This window comes from Pseudomonas sp. Z1-12, assembly GCF_051132015.1.
Taxonomy (GTDB): Bacteria; Pseudomonadota; Gammaproteobacteria; order Pseudomonadales; family Pseudomonadaceae; genus Aquipseudomonas; species Aquipseudomonas zanjanensis.
Map to the genome: position 1 here is coordinate 1,544,156 of NZ_CP071647.1, position 19,825 is coordinate 1,563,980.

At 62.0% G+C, this 19,825-nt stretch carries 22 protein-coding genes; 14 read left to right on the forward strand and 8 right to left on the reverse strand.

What is annotated here, in order from left to right:
• Nucleotides 1–126: 126 nt before the first annotated feature.
• Nucleotides 127–1,050, forward strand: coding sequence for a LysR family transcriptional regulator (locus tag J3P85_RS06885; protein WP_186704563.1), 924 nt, complete (start codon nucleotides 127–129; stop codon nucleotides 1,048–1,050).
• Between the two features lie 105 nt (nucleotides 1,051–1,155).
• Nucleotides 1,156–1,521 (forward strand): 5-carboxymethyl-2-hydroxymuconate Delta-isomerase, encoded by a 366-nt coding sequence (locus tag J3P85_RS06890; protein WP_434705312.1) that lies wholly within the window; start codon nucleotides 1,156–1,158, stop codon nucleotides 1,519–1,521.
• Here J3P85_RS06890 and J3P85_RS06895 read toward each other — a convergent pair.
• The gene (locus tag J3P85_RS06895) at nucleotides 1,515–2,456 is read right to left on the reverse strand and encodes a LysR substrate-binding domain-containing protein (protein ID WP_434705313.1); all 942 of its coding nucleotides are present in this window, start codon (nucleotides 2,454–2,456) and stop codon (nucleotides 1,515–1,517) included. The two genes, J3P85_RS06890 and J3P85_RS06895, sit on opposite strands and share 7 nt — an antisense overlap.
• Before the next feature lie 537 nt (nucleotides 2,457–2,993).
• Here J3P85_RS06895 and J3P85_RS06900 point away from each other — a divergent pair.
• From J3P85_RS06900 to J3P85_RS06925, 6 genes are all read left to right on the forward strand, one after another.
• A complete protein-coding gene (locus J3P85_RS06900; protein WP_434706332.1) occupies nucleotides 2,994–4,361 on the forward strand; it encodes a glutamine synthetase family protein in 1,368 nt (455 codons plus the stop codon).
• A 152-nt stretch (nucleotides 4,362–4,513) separates the two neighbouring features.
• Nucleotides 4,514–6,163: a phosphoethanolamine transferase gene (locus J3P85_RS06905; protein ID WP_434705314.1), complete on the forward strand. Its 1,650-nt coding sequence runs from the start codon at nucleotides 4,514–4,516 to the stop codon at nucleotides 6,161–6,163.
• A gap of 68 nt (nucleotides 6,164–6,231) precedes the next feature.
• Nucleotides 6,232–6,873: a class I SAM-dependent methyltransferase gene (locus tag J3P85_RS06910; protein ID WP_186704567.1), complete on the forward strand. Its 642-nt coding sequence runs from the start codon at nucleotides 6,232–6,234 to the stop codon at nucleotides 6,871–6,873.
• Nucleotides 6,874–6,994: 121 nt separating this feature from the next.
• Nucleotides 6,995–8,128 carry a ribonuclease D gene (rnd, locus tag J3P85_RS06915; protein WP_434705315.1) on the forward strand — a complete coding sequence of 378 codons (1,134 nt, stop codon included), beginning with the start codon at nucleotides 6,995–6,997 and terminating at the stop codon, nucleotides 8,126–8,128.
• Nucleotides 8,125–8,418 carry a YcgL domain-containing protein gene (locus J3P85_RS06920; RefSeq protein ID WP_186704569.1) on the forward strand — a complete coding sequence of 98 codons (294 nt, stop codon included), beginning with the start codon at nucleotides 8,125–8,127 and terminating at the stop codon, nucleotides 8,416–8,418. The genes rnd and J3P85_RS06920 overlap by 4 nt, the downstream gene beginning before the upstream one ends.
• 123 nt (nucleotides 8,419–8,541) lie before the next feature.
• Complete coding sequence (locus J3P85_RS06925; protein ID WP_186704570.1) at nucleotides 8,542–9,474, forward strand: D-2-hydroxyacid dehydrogenase; 933 nt, start codon at nucleotides 8,542–8,544, stop codon at nucleotides 9,472–9,474.
• A 191-nt stretch (nucleotides 9,475–9,665) separates the two neighbouring features.
• Here J3P85_RS06925 and J3P85_RS06930 read toward each other — a convergent pair whose 3' ends face one another.
• The gene (locus tag J3P85_RS06930; protein ID WP_186704571.1) at nucleotides 9,666–10,259 is read right to left on the reverse strand and encodes a nitroreductase family protein; all 594 of its coding nucleotides are present in this window, start codon (nucleotides 10,257–10,259) and stop codon (nucleotides 9,666–9,668) included.
• Nucleotides 10,260–10,419: 160 nt separating this feature from the next.
• On the opposite strand from J3P85_RS06930, the gene J3P85_RS06935 reads away from it, so the two are divergent.
• The gene (locus J3P85_RS06935; RefSeq protein ID WP_413794475.1) at nucleotides 10,420–10,869 is read left to right on the forward strand and encodes a YcgN family cysteine cluster protein; all 450 of its coding nucleotides are present in this window, start codon (nucleotides 10,420–10,422) and stop codon (nucleotides 10,867–10,869) included.
• Nucleotides 10,870–10,901: 32 nt separating this feature from the next.
• Entirely contained in the window at nucleotides 10,902–12,131 is a 1,230-nt protein-coding gene (locus J3P85_RS06940) for a hypothetical protein (RefSeq protein WP_434705316.1), read from the forward strand.
• A 122-nt stretch (nucleotides 12,132–12,253) separates the two neighbouring features.
• On the opposite strand, the gene J3P85_RS06945 is transcribed toward J3P85_RS06940, so the two are convergent.
• The 4 genes from J3P85_RS06945 to J3P85_RS06960 form a co-directional block, all read right to left on the reverse strand.
• A complete protein-coding gene (locus J3P85_RS06945; protein ID WP_186704574.1) occupies nucleotides 12,254–12,631 on the reverse strand; it encodes a YgaP family membrane protein in 378 nt (125 codons plus the stop codon).
• Nucleotides 12,632–12,708: 77 nt separating this feature from the next.
• Nucleotides 12,709–13,179, reverse strand: coding sequence for an RNA methyltransferase (locus J3P85_RS06950; RefSeq protein WP_186730578.1), 471 nt, complete (start codon nucleotides 13,177–13,179; stop codon nucleotides 12,709–12,711).
• Nucleotides 13,180–13,382: 203 nt separating this feature from the next.
• A complete protein-coding gene (locus tag J3P85_RS06955; RefSeq protein WP_003184246.1) occupies nucleotides 13,383–13,757 on the reverse strand; it encodes a YajD family HNH nuclease in 375 nt (124 codons plus the stop codon).
• A 48-nt stretch (nucleotides 13,758–13,805) separates the two neighbouring features.
• Nucleotides 13,806–14,492, reverse strand: coding sequence for a spermidine synthase (locus J3P85_RS06960; RefSeq protein WP_434705317.1), 687 nt, complete (start codon nucleotides 14,490–14,492; stop codon nucleotides 13,806–13,808).
• A 73-nt stretch (nucleotides 14,493–14,565) separates the two neighbouring features.
• On the opposite strand from J3P85_RS06960, the gene J3P85_RS06965 reads away from it, so the two are divergent.
• Nucleotides 14,566–14,853 carry a hypothetical protein gene (locus J3P85_RS06965; RefSeq protein WP_207965389.1) on the forward strand — a complete coding sequence of 96 codons (288 nt, stop codon included), beginning with the start codon at nucleotides 14,566–14,568 and terminating at the stop codon, nucleotides 14,851–14,853.
• A 156-nt stretch (nucleotides 14,854–15,009) separates the two neighbouring features.
• Here the strand turns inward: J3P85_RS06965 and J3P85_RS06970 are convergent, their stop codons facing one another.
• Both J3P85_RS06970 and J3P85_RS06975 read right to left on the reverse strand, forming a co-directional pair.
• Complete coding sequence (locus J3P85_RS06970; RefSeq protein ID WP_014337065.1) at nucleotides 15,010–15,483, reverse strand: cyclic nucleotide-binding domain-containing protein; 474 nt, start codon at nucleotides 15,481–15,483, stop codon at nucleotides 15,010–15,012.
• A gap of 219 nt (nucleotides 15,484–15,702) precedes the next feature.
• A complete protein-coding gene (locus J3P85_RS06975; protein WP_434705318.1) occupies nucleotides 15,703–17,757 on the reverse strand; it encodes a S9 family peptidase in 2,055 nt (684 codons plus the stop codon).
• A gap of 135 nt (nucleotides 17,758–17,892) precedes the next feature.
• Between J3P85_RS06975 and J3P85_RS06980 the strand changes: the two genes are divergently transcribed.
• Genes J3P85_RS06980 through J3P85_RS06990 form a run of 3 tightly spaced genes read left to right on the forward strand, consistent with a single transcriptional unit; the run spans nucleotide 17,893 to nucleotide 19,754 of the window.
• Nucleotides 17,893–18,390 (forward strand): MFS transporter, encoded by a 498-nt coding sequence (locus J3P85_RS06980; protein WP_250962775.1) that lies wholly within the window; start codon nucleotides 17,893–17,895, stop codon nucleotides 18,388–18,390.
• 32 nt (nucleotides 18,391–18,422) lie between these two features.
• Nucleotides 18,423–19,199, forward strand: coding sequence for a class II glutamine amidotransferase (locus tag J3P85_RS06985; protein WP_411386751.1), 777 nt, complete (start codon nucleotides 18,423–18,425; stop codon nucleotides 19,197–19,199).
• A gap of 12 nt (nucleotides 19,200–19,211) precedes the next feature.
• Nucleotides 19,212–19,754, forward strand: coding sequence for a DUF2937 family protein (locus J3P85_RS06990; RefSeq protein ID WP_003184238.1), 543 nt, complete (start codon nucleotides 19,212–19,214; stop codon nucleotides 19,752–19,754).
• Nucleotides 19,755–19,825: the final 71 nt, after the last annotated feature.

Consider the following 19,825-nt stretch of genomic DNA (forward strand, 5'->3'; position numbering starts at 1 on the left):
CTGATAAGCAGGGTGCCTCTTCAATCTCTTTGACGATATTGCGCAGGCGACTGGACGTTTAGCGCATAGACGCACAACCCCCAGCGTTCCTACACTGCACCCCATCAAGGGATCGAGGGGCGATGGATGAACCGCAACGAATTGCGCAAGGCCGACATCAACCTGATGGTGGTGTTCGAAACGTTGATGCTTGAGCGCAACGTGACACGGGTGGCGGAAAAACTGTTCCTGGGCCAACCGACCATCAGCTCGGCCCTCAATCGTCTGCGCAAGATGTTCAACGACCCGCTGTTCATTCGCGTCGGCCACCGCATGGAACCGACGGCCCGAGCCGAGGAAATCATCCAGCACCTGTCGCCGGCGCTCGATTCACTGTCGGTGGCGTTGAGCCTGACCCACGATTTCGATCCCGCCAACAGCGCCATGACATTCCGCATCGGCCTGTCGGACGACGTCGAGTTCGGCCTGTTGCCGCCCCTGTTGAGCAGCCTGCGGCAAGAGGCGCCGCAAATCGTGTTTGTGGTCCAGCATGTCGATTACTGGCGCATCCCCGATTTACTGGCATCGGGCGACATTACCGTGGGCATCAGCCAGACGCGCGGCCTGCCGGCCAACGCCAAGCGCAAGCTGTTGCGCCATATCCAACCCCGCGTGTTGCGCGCCGATGCGTCGGACACGCCGCTGACCCTGGACGAATACTGCTCGCGGCCTCATGTGCTGGTGTCCCATACCGCGAATGTCGCCGGGTTCGCTGACGAATGGCTGGCGGAGATCGGGCGCAAGCGCCAGGTCGTGTTGTCGGTGCCGCAATACAGCGCATTGCCGGCGCTGCTGGCCGGTACTGACCTGATCGCCAGCCTGCCGGACTACACCGCCGCCGCCATGGCGGCCTCGGGGCAATTGTTCAACGAACCCTTTCCCTTCAAGACCCCGACCCTGGACTTGTCCATGGTTTGGCTGAGCCATGTCGACAGTGACCCGGCCGAGCGCTGGTTGCGCTCGCGGTTGGAGGCCTTCATGGGCGAGCGCGGGCCCTTGGCACAACCTTGACACCGGCCTGCCGCGAAACAAAGTCCTGCCCCAAAGAATAAAGTCGAGGTAAGGTTGTGACCGCTGAAACCACCTCGTCATATTTTTCGAATCGGAGTCGAACACATGCCTCACCTGCACATGGAGTACACCGCCAACCTGCCCGAACTGAAGGCCGAAGTCGCATTGCTGCGCCTGAACAATGCGCTGGTGGCTTCCGGTCAATTTTCCGCCGAGCACGACATCAAGAGCCGGGCCGTGAAACTGGAGACGTTCCGGGTGGGTACAGGGATGGGTGAGCGGGGTTTCGTGCACGTGAAGCTGGCCCTGCTCAGTGGCCGTTCGCCGGAAATCAAGAAGCAATTGGCCGAAAGCCTGCTGGCGGTGGTCCAGGACCTGGGGCCATGGCCGGCCGAAGTCAGCGTGCAATTGTGCGTTGAGATCCTCGACATCGACCGCGAGCCCTATGCCAAGGCTTTGATCGGTCAATGACGCGCAGGCGTTGCGTGGGCGCAGGCCTTGATGATCTGTTCGCGTAGCCAGGCGTTGGCACTGTCCTGATCGGCGGCCTGGGTCCACTGCATGTCCAAGGTCAACCCCGGCAAGCCCTTGGGCGCTTCGTGGTGATTGAAGATCGCCTCATTGGCCAGCAGTTTCTGGATGCGCCGGGGCAGGGTCAGGATGAAGTCAGTGCCGGTGATCATCTTCAGCGCGGCACTGTAGCTGTTGGCGCGCGCGGCGATTTGCCGGTGATGGGCCTGCCGCGACAGCCAGCCGTCCACCCTGTTGCTCGCTGACGCCCAAGGCGTCGCAAACACGTGTCGGCGCTGTACGAAAGATTGAAGGCTCAGTTGCGGCTCAAGTGGCGTCGCCCGTTTGTCCACGACGCAGACCCAATCTTCCTCCAGCAACTGCCGGGATCTGAAATCGGCAGGGTCGCCGTGAACGTTCGGGCCGAAGCAGATCACCAAGTCCAGGCTGCCGTCGCGTAATTCCTCGGCGGGAATGTCGGCTTCAAGCTTGTGCACGTTCACCACCACCGGCAAATTGGCGTAATCGAAGCCTTGCAGCAGTTGCGGCAGGATCAGGTGTTCGAAATATTCTGGTGCGCAGATGTTGAAGGTGACGGCTTGCCGGGTCGGATCAAAGGTCGGCGGACCGGCATGGCAAAGGTTGATGCTTTGCAAAATGGCGCGCACATGGTTGTACATGCCCTCGGCCTTGCACGTGGGGCGCATGCCGGTGCGGGTGTTGATAAACAGCTCGTCTTCGAAACAGGTTCGCAGCTTCTTGAGGCAATAACTGACGGTTGACTGGCTGACGCACAAGGCCTCTGACACACCGGTGACACTGCTTTGCTCGTACACGGCGCTAAACACCATGAGGTCCTGCATGTCGAGCTTTCTGAGGGCGTTACTGTTCAGCATCCGTTCTGTCTCTCACTCTGCTTCCTTGCGCGGATCTTGCGCAAACCAGGCTGACGATCCTAACGGAACGATGGTGCCAAGAGAATGCCGGGCAGGCGCTTTCATGGTCGGGAACGGGACAGATAGTGTAGGGAACACGACGTGTCGATCAACAACCAACTCGTTTGCTTAAGTTTAGTTAGCGGTGATCCAAGCTTCATCAAATCCATGTTTAACCGCCCAAGGTGCCGTGGGACGCTTGCCCGATGTGTTTCCTGTGATGCGCTCATGGACGCTTGGCCCCTGGCAGTGCAATACCCTCCATCCGCGGCAGTCGATCCGGTCGGCAGATGCACGCCTGCCATGGCCCCCTCCCTTAGTGCGCTGCCCTCCGAGCTGGCTTTTTGGGCGCTCTGGCATTGTCGCCATGCGCGTCCTCCGGACACTCGTTTTTCCTGTTGAACCTCTACGGTGCTCGCTCAATGGCGAGCACAGACTGACGGCGCGTTGTCGCCCGTCCGACACGGAAATACGAGTTTTCTCATGAGCCTTGCCAAGATGTCTTTCGCACCCGAGCAACACGCCCAGGCGTTCCTTGCGCAAAACCCCGATATCGAGTTGTTCGAGTTGTTCATTCTCGATAACAACGGCGTGCCCCGGGGCAAGTTGTTGCATCGGGACGAGTTGCTGGCGGTCTATGAAAACGGCCGGCCGCTGCCCAGTACGATTCTCGGGCTGACCCTCAATGGCGATGATGTGGAAAATTCCGGGCTGGTGTGGGACGTCGGCGACATCGATTGCCGCGCCTATCCCCTCAGCGGCAGCTTGCAACGCATGCCGTGGCGGTTGATTCCCACGGCCGCGGTGCAGGTCAGTATGCATCCCCAGGAAGGCCTGCCAGCGACCATCGCCGATCCGCGTTATCTGCTCAGCCAGGTGATCGAAGCCCTGCAGGCCGACGGTTTTTATCCGGTGATGGCGGCGGAGCTGGAGTTTTATCTGCTGGACGCGCAGCGCGACAGCCAAGGCCGGCCGCAACCGGCGCGGGACACTGACGGTGGTCGACCCGGCGCCACCCAGGTCTATGGTTTGCGTGAACTGGAGCAGATCGAGCCGTTCCTCGCCGACCTGTACGCCGCGTGCAAGCTACAAGGCATTCCGGCGCGGACCGCGATCTCCGAATACGCCCCGGGACAAGTGGAGATCACCCTTGAACACCGCAGCGATGCCTTGCAAGCCATGGATGAAGCGGTGCGCTACAAACGACTGGTCAAGGGCGTGGCCCACAAGCACGGCATGCAGGCGTGTTTCATGGCCAAGCCGTTCGAGCACTTGGCGGGCTCCGGCCTGCACATGCATGTCAGCCTGGCCGACCGCGATGGCCACAACCTGTTTGCCAGTGAAGCCGGCGACGGTACGCCACTGTTGCGCCATGCCGTGGGCGGGATGCTCGATACCTTGCTCGATTCGTTGTTGATGTTTTGCCCGAACGCCAACTCCTACCGGCGCTTCCAAAGCAACAGCTACGCACCGCTGGCCGCCACCTGGGGCGTGGACAACCGCACCGTGAGCCTGAGGGTACCGGGCGGCCCGGCGTTCTCGCGGCACATCGAGCATCGTATTTGCGGCGCCGATGCCAACCCTTACCTGGCGGCTGCAGCGATATTGGCGGGCATCCATCATGGCCTGCGTGAACAGTGCGATCCCGGGAAACCTGTGGAAGGCAACGGCTACGCCCAGGCGACCGAGCTGCTGCCCACTGACTGGCTCACTACCCTGCGTGCCCTTGAAGCTTCGGCTTGGGCGCGGGGAGCGTTTGGCGAGGCGTTCCTGGGTGTTTATCTGGCGGTCAAGCGCGCCGAATACCGGCAGTTCATGGGGGAAGTCGGGGAGCAGGATTGGCGCTGGTATCTGAATCAGGCTTAGCAGCCGCTTAAATAATTATTTAACAGCAACTTTTTCACGAAAAATTGATGGTGGGCTGCCTAAAGTTTGTGTTGCCGTAGAAAACATTTTTTTCACATGTTTTCTGCGGCACTTCTTTTTCAAAGAGCAACTTCAGGAAGCCGTCAATCCTCATGCTGACTATTAAAGCCGTGCGCCCCGAGTGGGTGACGCTGGCCGCCAGTGCCTTTTTGTTAGTGGGCTTCAACCTCGTGCTCTGGCAACACTTGCTGGCGATCACGACGACGGACGCTCGGGGCCTGCTGATGTGCGTGGCGTTTGGCCTGATGATTTTCTGTGCGTTCAACCTGGTGTTGACGCTCGTGGCCTTCCGTCCGCTGCTCAAGCCGGTGCTGATGCTGTTGTTCCTGATCAGCGCCGGCGTGGCGTATTTCATGGCCCAATACGGCGTCTTGATCGATGCCGGCATGTTGCGCAACTTCGCTGAAACCAATGCCACGGAAGTCCGTGACCTGTTGTCGTTGAAGTTGTTTGTCTATATCGGCTTATTGGGTGTCTTGCCGTGCTGGTTGTTGTTCAAGACCCCGATCAACTACCGTCGTTGGCCAAAGGAGTTATTAAGTAAGTTACTGGTCGGCGTGGCCTCGGCCGCGGTGATCGGCGTGGTTGCCCTGGTCAACTACCAAGGTTTGTCGTCACTGTTTCGCAACCACCACGAGTTGCGCTTGATGGTCGTACCGAGCAATTACATCGGTGCCTCGCTTGGGTATTTGCGTGAGCAGGTCGCGTCGGCCAAGCAGCCGTTCATCACCTTGGGCGAGGACGCGAGTCGCAACCCGGCCTGGCAAACCCATGGCCGCAAATCCCTGACCGTCCTGGTGGTGGGCGAGAGTGCCCGGGCCGAGAACTTCGGCATCCTCGGTTATCACCGCGACACCACGCCGACATTGGACAAGGAGGCCGGCCTGATCGCCTTCACCGACGTGCATTCCTGCGGCACCGAGACCGCCGTGTCGGTGCCCTGCATGTTCTCCAACATGGGACGCAAGAACTACGACGCCAGCAAGGCCAGGAATGAGGAGGGCTTGCTGGATGTGCTCAAGCGCGCCGGGCTGGAGGTGATCTGGCGGGACAATCAATCTGGCTGCAAGGGCACCTGCGACCGGGTCACGTTGCAGGATGTCAGCAACCTCAAGGACCCGGCGCTGTGCGCCAACAGTGAGTGCCGCGATGAGATCCTGCTCCAGGGGCTGCAGCATTTCATCGACACCCTCGACAAGGACACGGTACTGGTGCTGCACCAGATGGGCAGCCACGGGCCGGAATACTTCAAGCGCTACCCCAAGGAATACGAGCATTTCACCCCAGTGTGCGAAAGCAATGCGCTGAACAATTGCAGCCGCGAGAGCATCGTCAATGGCTACGACAACACGCTGGTGTACACCGATCATGTGCTGTCGACCCTGATCGATCTGCTGCGGGCCAACCAGGACAAGGTCGACACGGCCATGCTGTACCTGTCGGACCATGGCGAGTCCCTGGGCGAGTACAACCTGTTTCTCCATGGCACGCCCTACATGCTCGCCCCGGAACAACAGAAACACGTGGCGATGCTGGCCTGGTTCTCCGACAGCTACCAGAAGTCCTTTTCGGTCGACACCCATTGCCTGCAACTGAGTCGTGAAAAGCCCTTGAGCCAGGACAACCTGTTTCATTCGATGCTCGGGTTGCTGGAAGTCAACAGCCAGGTCTACAACCGCGACCTGGACCTGTTCGCCAATTGTCGCGGCGCGGTGATTGATGGTGTCCTGGCACGGGAGTGAACGCCTGGACCTTTTTTTCACGCGGGGTTGGTTAACCTGTCAGCCAGCCTTTTCCAAGAGCCGTTTGTATGTCCGGGTTACCCCCATCCACCATTGAGCTTGAGTTCGCCAGGCAGCATGACCAGGAGCATGCGCAGGTTTGCTGTCGACCGGCGCCTCGCCGCTTGCGCCTGGCGTTCTGGCGCGACGAACAGATGGTGCGCAATGCCTTGAAAGTGGCGGGCGAGCCGGGGTTGGTGCTGGACGTGGCCTGTGGGGCAGGGCGGTTCTGGCCGGTGCTGGCCGAGCATGCCAACCGGGTGATCCTGGCGGCGGACCCGTCGCCGGACATGCTCGAACACGCGCTCACCCACCATGGCGACACGTTGCTCCAGCGGGTCAAGACCTTTCCGAGTTCGGCATTCACCCTTGGGCTGTCGGCCAACGCAGTGGATTGTATTTTCTGTTTGCAACTGTTTCGCCACCTCAGCGCCAGCGAGCATCGCCTGGTGCTGTTGCGCGAGTTTCATCGGGTCAGTCGCGACACGGTGATCGTTTCGGTGAAAATCGAAGGGCGTCTCAAGAGGGGCCAGGTGCCGCAACGCAGCCTGGCCGACAAGGCCGATGTCGAAGCCGAGTTTCGCCAGGCGGGTTTCAGCGTGCTTTGGTACCAGGATTTCCTACCCGGTTTTGCGCTGACGCGTGTTTATGTATTGCGTAAGACCGGTTAATTCTTGATGTAGGACTATTCTTGCTTTTTCGCAGGCGATTTCTCTCAGACAGATGCTCTACGGATGCTCGCAATCGCCAGCGGCGATATATACTGCGCGCCATTCTTCAAGGGAGAGCCGTGTGGCCATCGATATTCACTGGATTCGCGACAACGATAGCCTCGGTCAGTTTTGCGCCGAGTGGCAGCAGTTGCCATTCGTCGCCCTCGACACCGAATTCATGCGGGTCGACACCTTTTATCCCATTGCTGGCTTATTGCAGATTGGCGACGGCAAGCGTGCCTACCTGATCGACCCCTTGACCATCGACAACTGGCAGCCCTTGGCCGCTCTGCTGGAAAACCCGGCGGTGCTCAAGGTGTTGCACGCTTGCAGCGAAGACCTTGAAGTGCTGCTGCGCCTGACCGGTAGCCTGCCCGCGCCGCTGTTCGATACGCAACTGGCTGCCGCCTACCTGAACCTGGGTTTCTCCATGGGTTATTCGCGACTGGTGCAGGAAGTGCTGGGCATCGAGCTGCCCAAGGGCGAGACCCGTTCCGATTGGTTGCAACGGCCCCTGTCCGAGACGCAAATCAGCTATGCAGCAGAGGATGCGGTGCATCTGGCGGAGGTTTTCGTAGACCTGCGCCCGAAGCTTTCCGACGAAAAATACCGCTGGGTCTTGGAGGATGGCGCCGAACTGGTGGCCAACCTGCGTCGCGAAGTCGACCCGTACGAGGTCTACCGCGAGGCCAAGCTGGCCTGGAAACTGTCCCGCGCCCAATTGGCCGTGCTGCGCGAGCTGTGCGCCTGGCGCGAACGTGAGGCGCGGGCCCGTGACCTGCCGCGCAACCGCATCATTCGCGAACATTCGCTGTGGCCCCTGGCCCGCACCCAGCCGGATAACCTCGGCGCGCTGGCGAAAATCGAAGACATGCACCCACGTACCGTGCGCCAGGACGGCCAGTTTTTGTTGGATCTGATCCAGCGCGCCGCCAGCGTCCCGCCTGAGCAATGGCCGCCGGCCGTGGCCGAACCGTTGCCCATCGAGGCCGCTGCCCTGGTCAAGCGCCTGCGGGCGTTGGGGCAGGCTGAAGCCGAGCGCCTGGGCATTGCCCCGGAGCTGATGCTGCGCAAGAAAACCCTCGAGGCGCTGATCAAGAGCGGCTTTCCCGAGGGTCCTTACCAATTGCCCGATTCGCTGCGTGGCTGGCGCCGCGAATTGATGGGCCAGGCGCTGCTCGACAGCCTGGCCACTGCCGGAGAACAGCCTTGAAACGTATCTGCTCCATCTACCGCAGCTCGAAGAAAAACGAGATGTACCTGTATGTGCTCAAGAGCGATGCCTTGGAGCGTGTGCCCGAGCCATTGATGGCCGCCTTCGGCAAGGCGATCCACGCCTTTGACCTGGTGCTGAGCCCCGAGCGTGAGCTGTCCCGGGAAGACATCAACAAAGTGCTCGAAAACCTCGACACCCAGGGCTATCACTTGCAGATGCCACCGGCCGAAGACGAGTACATCGAGCATTTGCCCGAAGAGTTGTTGCGCCGCAACGACCCGGTCTGATGGTATTGGAGGCGCCTGTCCTGGGCGCTTCTTGAAAAACGGAATGATTTATTGACGACGATCGCAAGGATAGAGCGACACTCTGTCGGCGCTCGTCTGCACTGTTTTTGAAAGGTTTGATTCATGCGCGTTCTGATTGCCGAACACGATCACGCGGTGTATGCCCAGCTTCTGCGTCAGGCTGCACCCGATATTGAAGTGCTGACCAGCGGCGATTCCGCCGAACTGTCGCGACTGGCCACCGATTGCCCGGTCTGGCTCGGCCAGCCTGATCTGCTGGCCACCCTGTTGCGTCAAGGCCACCAGCCCCGTTGGCTGCAATCGACCTGGGCGGGCATCACGCCGCTGCTGGCCGATGGCTTGAGCCGCGATTACCGCCTGACCCGTGCCGTGGGCATTTTTGGCCAGGTGATGGCTGAGTATGTGCTGACCTACATGCTCGGCCATGAGCGCGAGGTACTGGCCCGGTTGGTCAGCCAGGTCGAGCGCAAGTGGGACAACCGCCAAGGCCAAGGCCTGGCTGGACGCAAGGTGTTGATCGTCGGGACGGGGGACATCGGCCAGCGTGTGGCGCAGTTCCTGGTGCCGTTCGGCGTGCAGCTGTACGGCATCGCCAGCGAAGCCAGGGAAATGGCGCCGTTCATCGAGGTCGGGGCACTGAAGGATCTGCCGCGGCTGGTGGGCGAGGTGGATTACGTGATCAATCTGCTGCCCAACACGCCAGAGACCCATGACATCTACGACGCGGCGCTGTTCAAGCAGTTCAAGCCGACCGGGTTGTTCATCAACGTTGGCCGCGGCGTGGCAGTTGTGGACGCGGACCTGGTGCAAGCCCTGAAGGAAGGGCACCTGGCCGGTGCGGTGATCGACGTCTGCCGCCAGGAGCCGCTGCCGCAGCGCCATCCGTTCTGGACCGCCTGGGGCCTGCTGCTGACCGGCCACAGTTCGGCGCCGACCTCGCCACCGATGATGGCGCAGTTGTTCCTGGATAACCTGCGGGCCTATCAGGCGGGCGAGGCATTGCGTGGTGAAGTGGATTTCGCCCGAGGCTATTGAAACCCAACTTTACTCAAGGTGTGTGACCCACCGTGGCGAGGGAGCTTGCTCCCGCTGGGCTGCGAAGCGGCCCCAAAAACCATTCAGCGACCTGTGTCAGGCAACGGCTGAAAGTTTTCACGACTGCTGCGCAGCCGAGCGGGAGCAAGCTCCCTCGCCACGGGTTCGGTTTCGAGTCGTACAGGGGCTGCTTACAGGGTGAAGTCGCCTTCTGCCACCAGTTCGCTCAGCGGCCGGCGTGGGCTTGGGACTTCGCGGGCCTGGAGGTATTCGGCCAGGGTCGATTTGTCCCCCAGCTTGCCAATCGCCACGGCGGCGTGCAGGGCGTAGCCTTGCGGGATCTTCAGTTCCTTGCGGGTCAGTTCCTGGTCGAAACCGGCCATGCCATGGGTGTGCCAGCCGCTGAGGCTGGCTTGCAGCGCCAGGTGGCCCCAGGCCGCGCCGGTGTCGAAGGTGTGGCTCTGCGCCGGGGTTTCCTCGGTGGCACCGGGCACCGCGAAGGTGGTTTTCGAGACGATGATCACCAGCGCCGAGGCGTGTTGGGCCCAGCCGCGGTTGAACTCGTTGAGCAAGCCCAGGAAACGCTCCCAGTTCGGCGTGTCGCGCCGCGCATACAGGAAACGCCAAGGCTGGGAGTTGTAGGCCGAAGGGGCCCAGCGTGCGGCTTCGAAGAAGCTCAGCAAGGTTTCTTCGGCAATGCTTTCGCCGGTAAAGGCGCGGGGCGACCAGCGTTCGATGAACTGAGGGTGGATCGCGTAATCGGCAATGCGGGAGTTGGCGCTCATGGGCTTACCTGGCTCGAGTGTGGAAAGACAATCAAGCAACCTACGTCCCGCCGCCCGGCCTGACAAGCCCCTGTATACCGACAGTCGCCAATGCTTGGCCTCAAGAGGCCCCGGCACTAGACTGTCGGCCTTTTCACCACCTGATGTTGATGCTCGAACCATGGCCGCCAAAGTCGAACCGTTCTGGATACGCAAAACCCTCGATCAGCTCGATCCCCAGGAATGGGAATCGCTGTGCGACGGCTGTGGCCTGTGCTGCCTGCAGAAGCTCGAAGACGAAGATGACAACAGCGTCTACTACACCCGCATCGCCTGCAAACTGCTGGACCTGAAAACCTGCCAGTGCACCGACTACCCCAACCGTCGTGAGTTCGTGCCCGATTGCATCCAGCTCACGCCGGGCAAGGCCGACGAGTTCAAATGGCTGCCGCCGACCTGCGGTTATCGCCTGGTCAGCGAGGGCAAGGACTTGCCGTTGTGGCACCACCTGGTCTGTGGCGATCGCGATGCCGTGCACCATGAACGCATTTCCCAGTCCGGACGTATGCTGGCCGAAGGCAGCGTGCCGGAAGACGACTGGGAAGATCATCTGATTTTTCGCGCCGGCTGAACCGCCGGGCGGCGCGCCACCTGGGAGAACCCATGGCTGCAGGATTGAAACGGATACTGGCGGCCGGGTTGCTGGCAGTGTGCGGGCCGCTGTGGGCGGCGCAGAAAGTCGACCTGGATTATCACGTGCACCTGTTGCCCCAGAGCGACCAGGCCGAAGTGCGCCTGACCCTGGCCCGGGGGTCAGCGGTGCGCAGCCTGGATTTCGACCTCGGCGACGGCAGTCGCTACAGCGATTTCAAGGCCGACGGCCAATGGCAGCTCACTCCAGGCAAAGAGGCCCGAGGTGTCTGGCGTCCGGCTGCGGACAAGGCGAGCCTGAGCTACCGCGTGCGCATCAGCCATGCCCGCAAGAACGCCACCTTCGAAACCCGCATGACCCCGACCTGGGCGTTGCTGCGCGGCGATGATCTGGTGCCGTCGGCCAAGCTCGATCAGCAGGACGGCATCGAACTGGTGGCGCGTCTTGAGGTTGAATTGCCTGACGGCTGGAAAAGCATCGAGACCCCTTGGCCGCGCATCGGCAAGCAGCGCTTTCGCATCGACAACCCCGCGCGCCTGTTCGACCGTCCCACGGGCTGGATGCTCGCCGGCAAACTGGGGAGCCGCCGTACCCGCCTGGGTGAAACCGAAGTGACCGTGGCCTCGCCCCGGGGCCAGGGCATGCGCCGGATGGACGTGCTGACGCTGCTGACGTTCGTTTGGCCGCAGGTGCAAGCGCTGGTGCCGCGCCATCCGGCCAAGTTGCTGATTGTCGGCGCCGGCGATCCGCTGTGGCGTGGCGCCCAGGCCGGCCATGACTCGATTTACCTGCACAGCCGCCCGCCGTTGGTCAGCGAGCGGGGCAGCAGCCCGTTGTTGCGGGAGTTGGTGCAGGCACTGGCCCGGGTCAATGATCAGGACCGTAGCGATTGGATCAGCGAGGGGCTGACCGAGTATTACGCGGTCGAACTGCTGCGCCGCGCTGGCGGCTTGAGTGATGAGCGCTACCAGACCCTGAACGACCGGCTCGCCCACGACAGCAAGGGCGTCACCACGTTGCGCGGCGAGCAGATCAGCCCGGCGGCCGTGGCCAAGGCGGTATTGCTGTTGCAGGAGCTGGACCGCGAGATTCGCCTGAAGACCCGTAACAAGCGTTCGCTGGATGATGTGTTGCAGGGGGCGATGCGCCTGGAAACCGTCGACACCGAGGAGTTTGTACAGCTCAGTGAAAGTGTTTTGGGTGGGGCTTCCACTGTGCTGGATACCCAGTTACTTCAGTGACATCGCCATCGCGAGCAAGCTCGCTCCCACATTGGATCTTCAGTGGGCACACTGTTTGTGTACGACTCGATCAGTGTGGGAGCGAGCTTGCTCGCGAAGGGGCCATCAGCAGCGCTACAGAATCAGAGCCCAACCTTCGGCGAATTCAACGAATCATTCCCCGTCACCGTAGCCGTGCCAGTCGCCGCCTCGGCGTTGGCCTTCAGGCGGCTCAGCTCTTCACCGGCCTGCTCGATGCGGGCGCGGGCGTTGTCCAGGTTCTGGCGATTCTTTTCCAGCAGGCTCTTGGCCGAGCAATGCCCGGTGATGCCCCGCGCCAACGCCATGCCGCCGATCGCCAGTTGAGCCAGCCCGATCACCCCGCCACGGCGTAGACCCTTGCCCATCATCAGCACACCGCCGGCCAACGAGCCAATGCGCTCCCAGCCGTGCACGTTTTGCGGCGGATGGGATTGGAAAGGGGTGCGCTCAATCGGCTCGAACGGATTGTTATCGCTCATGATCTGTCTCCAGTGTGGGGATTGGTATAAAGCTGACTGCCTGAGCGATTGCCTTGTTCAATCGAATATCGCACCGATCAGCGGAATTGCGGCCCTGAACGGGTGTTGTTGCCCTTGGCCATGCGGTCGTACAACACGACGTTGACGGTGGCGGCCAGGTTCATGCAGCCGTTGGTGGGGATATAGATCACGTCTTCGCACCAATCGCGGATGTCCTTGTCCAGCGAGCCGTCTTCCGGGCCGAAGATGTACAGCGCCCGGTCCGGGTGGGTGTATTCGGGCAGCGAGCGGGCACCTTCCACCAGCTCGACGGCCACCGGCACACAGCCCAGGGGCAGGATTTTCTTCAGGTCGTCGATGCCGATCAGCGGGATGTCGTAGTGGACTTTCTTGGTGTCGGTGACGAAGTCGGCGGCGCGCTCATAGCGCTTGCCGGTATAGAACACCGACGCCACGCCGTAGCAACCGGCGGCACGCATGACCGAACCGACGTTTTCCGGTGACTTGGGGTTGAACAGACCGATGCAGCTATAGCGTTTGTTGGCCACGGGCGGGGTGCCTTTGGGGAAAAGGCGCGATTATACGGGGAATGGGGGAGGGGGGGCAGGTTCGAGATGTGTGGTGTTTGTTTGATTGCCATCGCGAGCAAGCTCGCTCCCACAGTGGATTTCGGCGTTCACAAAACCCTGTGGGAGCGAGCTTGCTCGCGATGACGGCCTTGCAGCCTGTAAAAATTCTTGGGTGATGACGATTACTCGTCTTTCTTCATCAACCCAGCCAGCGCGGCGAACGGGTTGTGGGTCGCCTTGGCAATCTTCGGGGTGCTCAGGGAGCCGTCGCCGAAGTATTGCTGGTCGGTGTAGCGCGAGTGTTCGTTGTCGTGGCAGTACAGGCACAGCAGTTCCCAGTTGGAGCCGTCCTGCGGGTTGTTGTCATGGTTGTGGTCGCGGTGGTGAACGGTCAGTTCGCTCAGGCGCTTGCCGGAAAACTCACGGGCGCAGCGGCCACAGACATGGGGGTACATTTTCAGGGCTTTGTCGCGGTAGCCCATCTCGCGGTCGCGCTGGGCATCGGCGAGGATGCGGTCCAGCTTGGCGGTATTGGACGGTGGCGTTGACGAACTCATGGGTTCACCTTTGTAGAAAAGACTGATGACGGTTGGACAGAGTTTAGCTCAGCCCTTGAGCTTCTCGGCAATCCAGATGGTGTGGCGGGTGCCTTTGTTGCCATGGGCGAACACTTGCACCTCTTCGGCCTTGAAGCCGGCTTTCTTCAGCTTGTCGGAAAACTGCCGGTCAGCGCTGGCCGACCATACCGCCAGCACGCCCTTGGGCCGCAGGGCCTTGGCGCAGGCGGCCAGGCCACCGGCCGAATACAGCCAACTGTTGGCTTTCTGGGTCAACCCTTCCGGGCCGTTGTCGACATCGAGCATGATCGCGTCGAACCCCTGGGGTTCGGCTTGCAGCACCTTGGCCACGTCTTCCATGCGGATCACCGTGCGCGGGTCCGCCAGCGGCCGCCCGGCCTTTTCACCCAGGGGGCCACGGTTCCACTCGACCACGCCGGGCACCAGCTCGGCCACCACCACTTCGGCGGTCTTGCCCAGGTGCTTGAGGGCCGAGGCGAGGGTGAAGCCCATGCCGAGGCCGCCGATCAGCACGCGCGAGCCGGGACGACCGGCGACCTTGCGGCAAGGAATCTCGGCCAGGGCGTCTTCGGAACCGTGCATGCGGGTGTTCATCAGTTGCCCGCCGTCACCGCTCTGGATCTTGATGACGAAGTCTTCGCCGTACTCGAACAGGCACAGGGCACCGCCGTTGTCAGGGATGGGCGTGGTGTCGAGCAGAACGAAACGTTTCATGGAGATCTCGTAGGAGGGCAGACCGGCGCGGTAACGACTAGCCTTAAAGCAGACAATAGCCACGGAGCCATTGATGAAGTGCATCATTCTAACGGCCATTGCCCTGGCGGCGCTCTCAATAAGTTGCGCCCAGGCTCAACAACCGACGATCCCGGTCAACCCGCCGAGCATCCCCGGATCGCCGGGCACTGCCACGCCCATGCCCTATCCACCGGTCACGCCTAACGGCGTGCCCAAGGCCGGCCCAGGAAATGGTGGGCCACCCTTGCTGCCGCCGATCGAAATGCCCAAGCCGCCCAAGGACCAGCCGATACCGGGCATGGAGCCGAAGCCGGTGAAGGCCAAGTCGCCGGGGGGGTAGAACGCCCACACGACGAAATAACCTGTGGGAGCGAGCTTGCTCGCGATAGCGGTGTATCAGTCAACATTGATACTGGCTGAACTGACGCTATCGTCGGATCGCCGCCCGGAGCAAGCTCGCTCCCACAGGGGGCTCCGGCTAGGTTTAATGGTGCGGTCAGACCTGCTGCGACAACAGCTGCCCATCGGCCATGCGCAGGCGCTTGGACAGGGAGACGGCGAGGGCGCGGATGATCTTGGCGGCGATCTTGGGGGCGTCGTTGAGCATTTTTTCCAAGGAGTCCTTGCCCAGGTTCAGCAACTGGCAATCACTGGCGGCGATGCAACTGGCCGAGCGCCGTTCGCCGTCGAGCACGGCCATTTCGCCGAAGGCCCGGCCGCTGCGCAGCGTGGCGATGGTCACGGGTTGGCCGTCGGGGCCGGTTTTCTGCACGGCCACCTGGCCGGTGTGGATGATGCACATGAAGCTGCCGGCATCGCCTTCGCGGAAAATCGCTTCGCCCTCGGCGATGGCGCTGATGCTGAAATAGCCCGACGCCGCGGCGAAGTCTACGGGTAGCAACTGGTCGAACAGGCCGCAGTCCATCAGCCAGTCGCGGATTTCTTTGTTCAGTAAGGTCGGTTCTGACATGTTGGCACGGTCTTTTTCTTGTCGTTTTCTGCGTTTTTTGGATTGTTTTGAGTGTAGGCGAACCCCTGTGGGAGCGAGCTTGCTCGCGATAGCGGCGTATCAGTCGACAACCATGTGGCTGAACGGGCGCCATCGCGAGCAAGCTCGCTCCCACATTGGAACAGCGTCATGTCTGAGCCTTGCGCATGCAGCTAAGACCCGGCCATCCCACAGAGTTCCTCAGACCCGCCCCAAAACCTTCAAGACAAATGCGTATTCGAGCGCTACGTCACGTAATCCCTGGTAGCGCCCGCTCATTCCGCCGTGGCCGGCGCCCAGTTCGGTCTTGAGCAGCAGGGGGTTGTCGTCGGTCTTGGTGGCGCGCAATTTCGCCACCCACTTGGCCGCTTCCCAGTACTGCACGCGGCTGTCGTTGTAGCCAGCGATCACCAGCAGCGCCGGGTACGCCTGGGCGCTGACGTTTTCGTACGGGGCATAGGCCCGGATCCGATCATAAACATCCGGCTCCTCTGGATTGCCCCATTCGTCGTATTCGGTGACCGTCAGCGGCAGGTCCGGATCGAGCATGGTGTTGAGCACATCGACGAACGGCACTTCGGCAATCGCCACCTTGAACAGCTCCGGGCGTTGGTTGAGCACCGCGCCGATCAGCAGGCCACCGGCACTGCCGCCGCTGATCGCCAGTTGCCCTGCGGTGGTGAAACCGTTGGCGATCAAATGTTCGGCACAGGCGATGAAGTCGCCGAATGTGTTGTGCTTATGTTCCTGCTTGCCGGCGCGATACCAGGCTTCCCCCAGCTCGCCGCCGCCCCGTACATGGGCGATGGCAAACGCCACGCCGCGGTCGAGCAGGCTCAGCCGCGAATGGGAAAACCACGGGTCGAGGCTTTCGCCATAGGCACCGTAGCCGTACAGGTACAGCGGCACCGGTCGGCCGAGGTCTTCGCGCCTGACCACCAGGCTGATGGGCACCTGGGTGCCGTCCGCCGCCGTGGCCCAGAGCCGCTGGCTGACATAGGCATCGGCATCGAACGGCCCCAGCACCGGGGTTTGCTTGAGCACCACCTGGGCGCCGCTGGCCAGGTCCAACTGACGGATCTGCGCCGGACGGTTCAAGGCCTCGTAACGCAGGCGGATGCGATCGCTAATGAATTCCAGGCTGTTCTGCACATGCAGGCTGTAGGCCGCGTCCGGCAGTTGCACCCGATACGCCGGCAGGCCCTGGGGATGCACCTCGATGATCGGCAGGCCGCCTTCGCGCAGGCTCAAGGTCATGGCCCCGGCGTTCAGGCTCAGGCCGTCGATCATCACCGTGTCGCTGTGGGGGATCAGGTTCTGCCAGTCGGCCTCGGTGGGTGCCACGCCGGTGTCGGCGGCCTGATACAGGGCGAAGTTGATCCCGTCGCGGTTACTGCGGATCAACCAGGTCCATTGGCCATCGAGGAGGCCGTGGTCGACGTCGTATTCGTGGTTTTCCACGCGTGGCGCCAGGCAGGTGAAGGGCTGTTGCGGTTGCGCGGCGTCCAATACCCAGACTTCGCTGGTGGTCTTGCTACCGAGGGACAGGATCAATTGCTTTTCCGAGCTCGAACGGTAGCAATGCAGGAAGAAACGTCCGTCCGGCTCATGGAACACTTCCTCGGCGGCCGTGCCGTCCAGGCGATAGCGCCAGAGTTTGTGGGGGCGGTGGGTGTCGTCCAGTTCGCCAAAAAACAGCGTCAGGCTGTCGTTGGCCCAGGTCATGCTGCCGTCGCAATTGTCGAAGGACAGTTCGCTGACCTTGTCGTTGGACAATTCCTTCACGAACAGGGTGTAGATCTCGTCGCCTGTGGTGTCCAGGCTGTAGGCCAGGCGCTGGTGGTCGGGGCTGATGCTGAAGGCGCCCAGGGCAAAGAAACCGCCGCCGGCCAACGCGTTCGGGTCCAGCAGCAGTTGTTCGTGGCGCTCGTCCACGGTCAGGCTGTCGTCAGCCGGGCGCGGGCAACGGTAATGGCGTGGGTATTCGTCACCGGCGGTGGTGCGGGTGTAATACAGGTACGGGCCCCAGGGCGAGGGCAGCGACAGGTCGGTCTCGAGGATCCGGCCCTTGATTTCCTGGAACAGGGTTTCGCGCAGTTCGGCCTGATCGGCGAGTTGCGCCTCCTGGTAGCTGTTTTCCGCCTTGAGGTAGTCGAGCACGGCGTCGGTGTCGCGTTCCTGCAGCCAGGCGTACGGGTCAACACCGGCGTCCCTGCGGGCGATCGGGGCGTTGGAAACGTGGGCAGATAGGGACATGAAAGGCTCTCGAACGTTGTACGAAAAGGGACACGCGGCCTGGACAGAACCCACCGCCCAGGCCATTCGCCAGACGCCGGGGCAGCCTGACGCGCGAAAAGCCGTTACTATAAGCGCCTCTTTGCCTGCCTTGCCATGGACACCATGACCGAGAATGACTATCTGATCGCCTGGGGCCTCTACGCCTTCGCCGCCCTGGGCTGCCTGCTGGTGTGGATGCGCATGACGCGCTGGATGTGGCGCTGGTTGCGTGAACCGCTGCGCTTGCTGATGGCGGTGTTGCTGTTCAGCCCCACCGTCGTCGACCCGGTGAAGGACAAGGTTGCCCCGGCCTTGGCCATTGTCGCCCTGGACATCTTGTTCAAGGTTGGCAACAACGCCTGGCGGGCGGCGTCCGACCTGCTCATGTACGGCATGATCGCCTTCGGCCTCTACCTGGTGATCGTGCTGATCCGCTTCCCCATCGAGCGGGCCGCCAACGCGCGCAAGGAACGGGCTGCCGCCGCCAAAGCCGCCGCCGCGGCCGATGAGCCGGAGGACGAACCACCATTCGGCGTGGCCGGGGATGACCGTTACGGTCGCCCGCCCGTGCCGAGCAACCCCCAGCGTTCGCGTATCGAACCGCGCCTGTAAGCAGGCCTGCCCCTTGAAGCGAGAGTTCGAGCATGTGTGAGTTACTGGGCATGAGCGCCAATGTGCCGACCGACATCGTGTTCAGCTTCACCGGGCTGATGCAGCGCGGCGGCAAGACCGGGCCGCACCGGGACGGCTGGGGCATCGCCTTCTACGAGGGCCGTGGCCTGCGCCTGTTCCAGGACCCGGCCGCCAGCAGCGAATCGGAAGTGGCGAACCTGGTGCAACGTTATCCGATCAAGAGCGAAGTGGTGATCGGGCATATCCGTCAGGCCAACGTCGGCAAGGTCTGCCTGTCCAACACCCATCCGTTCGTGCGTGAGTTGTGGGGCCGCAACTGGTGTTTCGCCCACAACGGCCAACTCGCCGATTTCCAGCCGGGCGCAAGCTTCTACCGCCCGGTGGGCGACACCGACAGCGAAGCGGCTTTCTGCGATCTGCTCAACCGCGTGCGCCAGGCCTTCCCCGAACCGGTGGAAGTGGAACAGTTGCTGCCGTCGTTGATCGAGGCCTGCACCGAATACCGCAGCAAAGGCGTGTTCAATTGCCTGCTCAGCGATGGCGACTGGCTGTTCTGCTATTGCTCGACCAAACTGGCCCAGATCACCCGTCGCGCGCCGTTCGGCCCGGCGCGGCTCAAGGATGTGGACGTGATTGTCGATTTCCAGGCGGAAACCACACCCAACGACGTGGTCACGGTGATCGCCACCGAACCCTTGACCGAAAACGAAACCTGGACCCGCTACGAACCGGGCCAATGGAGCCTGTGGCGACGCGGCGAATGCGTCAGCCAGGGCCGGACCGAATAAGGACGTCACGCTATGTTGCTCAGTTATCTACGGCTGGTGTTGTTCGCGGTGGGCCTGTTGGTTGGGGTCCAGGTGCCAGGGTTCATCAATGATTACGCCAAGCGGGTCGAGGCTCACCTGATCGAGGCGCAGACCGGCCTGCAAGGTTTCCAGGGCACCGCCAACCAATTTTTCAAGGGTGACATGCAGGCGCTGGTGGCCCATTACCGCGCCAGCGAAGACCCGATCTTTCGCAGCGACGCCGACAGCCTGAACACCTTGCTCGTGCGCCAGCAGGCCTTGGACAAGCAATTCCAGGCGATGCAAGGCCCGTGGTACATCCGCCTGCTGCAAGTGGCGCTGGCCGCCGATCCGGACATCCGCAAGGAAACCTGGAACGGCTACAGCTACCAGATCCTGCTGACCCCCGAAGCGATGATCTGGGGCATCAGCGGCGCGATGTTGCTGTCGTTCGGCCTGGAATGCCTGTTCCGCCTGATCGACTGGGTGGTGCTCGGCGGCAAGCGCCTGCGCCAGAGCCGGCCGATTGAAGAGCGTGACCTGCGCGGGCTCTGACTCGATGGTTCAGTGAGCTTCCTGTGGCGAGGGAGCTTGCTCCCGCTGGGCTGCGGAGCGGCCCCAAGATT

Bases quoted from the DNA above. Each gene is read 5' to 3' on its own strand.
- J3P85_RS06925 (WP_186704570.1), top strand. From the start codon at position 8,542: ATGCGCGTTCTGATTGCCGAACACGATCACGCGGTGTATGCCCAGCTT.
- J3P85_RS06980 (WP_250962775.1), top strand. From the start codon at position 17,893: ATGGACACCATGACCGAGAATGACTATCTGATCGCCTGGGGCCTCTAC.
- J3P85_RS06940 (WP_434705316.1), top strand. From the start codon at position 10,902: ATGGCTGCAGGATTGAAACGGATACTGGCGGCCGGGTTGCTGGCAGTG.
- J3P85_RS06955 (WP_003184246.1), bottom strand. From the start codon at position 13,757: ATGAGTTCGTCAACGCCACCGTCCAATACCGCCAAGCTGGACCGCATC.
- J3P85_RS06900 (WP_434706332.1), top strand. From the start codon at position 2,994: ATGTCTTTCGCACCCGAGCAACACGCCCAGGCGTTCCTTGCGCAAAAC.
- J3P85_RS06890 (WP_434705312.1), top strand. From the start codon at position 1,156: ATGCCTCACCTGCACATGGAGTACACCGCCAACCTGCCCGAACTGAAG.
- J3P85_RS06935 (WP_413794475.1), top strand. From the start codon at position 10,420: ATGGCCGCCAAAGTCGAACCGTTCTGGATACGCAAAACCCTCGATCAG.
- J3P85_RS06910 (WP_186704567.1), top strand. From the start codon at position 6,232: ATGTCCGGGTTACCCCCATCCACCATTGAGCTTGAGTTCGCCAGGCAG.
- J3P85_RS06895 (WP_434705313.1), bottom strand. From the start codon at position 2,456: ATGCTGAACAGTAACGCCCTCAGAAAGCTCGACATGCAGGACCTCATG.
- J3P85_RS06975 (WP_434705318.1), bottom strand. From the start codon at position 17,757: ATGTCCCTATCTGCCCACGTTTCCAACGCCCCGATCGCCCGCAGGGAC.
- J3P85_RS06965 (WP_207965389.1), top strand. From the start codon at position 14,566: ATGAAGTGCATCATTCTAACGGCCATTGCCCTGGCGGCGCTCTCAATA.
- J3P85_RS06960 (WP_434705317.1), bottom strand. From the start codon at position 14,492: ATGAAACGTTTCGTTCTGCTCGACACCACGCCCATCCCTGACAACGGC.
- J3P85_RS06990 (WP_003184238.1), top strand. From the start codon at position 19,212: ATGTTGCTCAGTTATCTACGGCTGGTGTTGTTCGCGGTGGGCCTGTTG.
- J3P85_RS06930 (WP_186704571.1), bottom strand. From the start codon at position 10,259: ATGAGCGCCAACTCCCGCATTGCCGATTACGCGATCCACCCTCAGTTC.
- J3P85_RS06945 (WP_186704574.1), bottom strand. From the start codon at position 12,631: ATGAGCGATAACAATCCGTTCGAGCCGATTGAGCGCACCCCTTTCCAA.
- J3P85_RS06985 (WP_411386751.1), top strand. From the start codon at position 18,423: ATGTGTGAGTTACTGGGCATGAGCGCCAATGTGCCGACCGACATCGTG.
- J3P85_RS06905 (WP_434705314.1), top strand. From the start codon at position 4,514: ATGCTGACTATTAAAGCCGTGCGCCCCGAGTGGGTGACGCTGGCCGCC.
- J3P85_RS06885 (WP_186704563.1), top strand. From the start codon at position 127: ATGAACCGCAACGAATTGCGCAAGGCCGACATCAACCTGATGGTGGTG.
- J3P85_RS06970 (WP_014337065.1), bottom strand. From the start codon at position 15,483: ATGTCAGAACCGACCTTACTGAACAAAGAAATCCGCGACTGGCTGATG.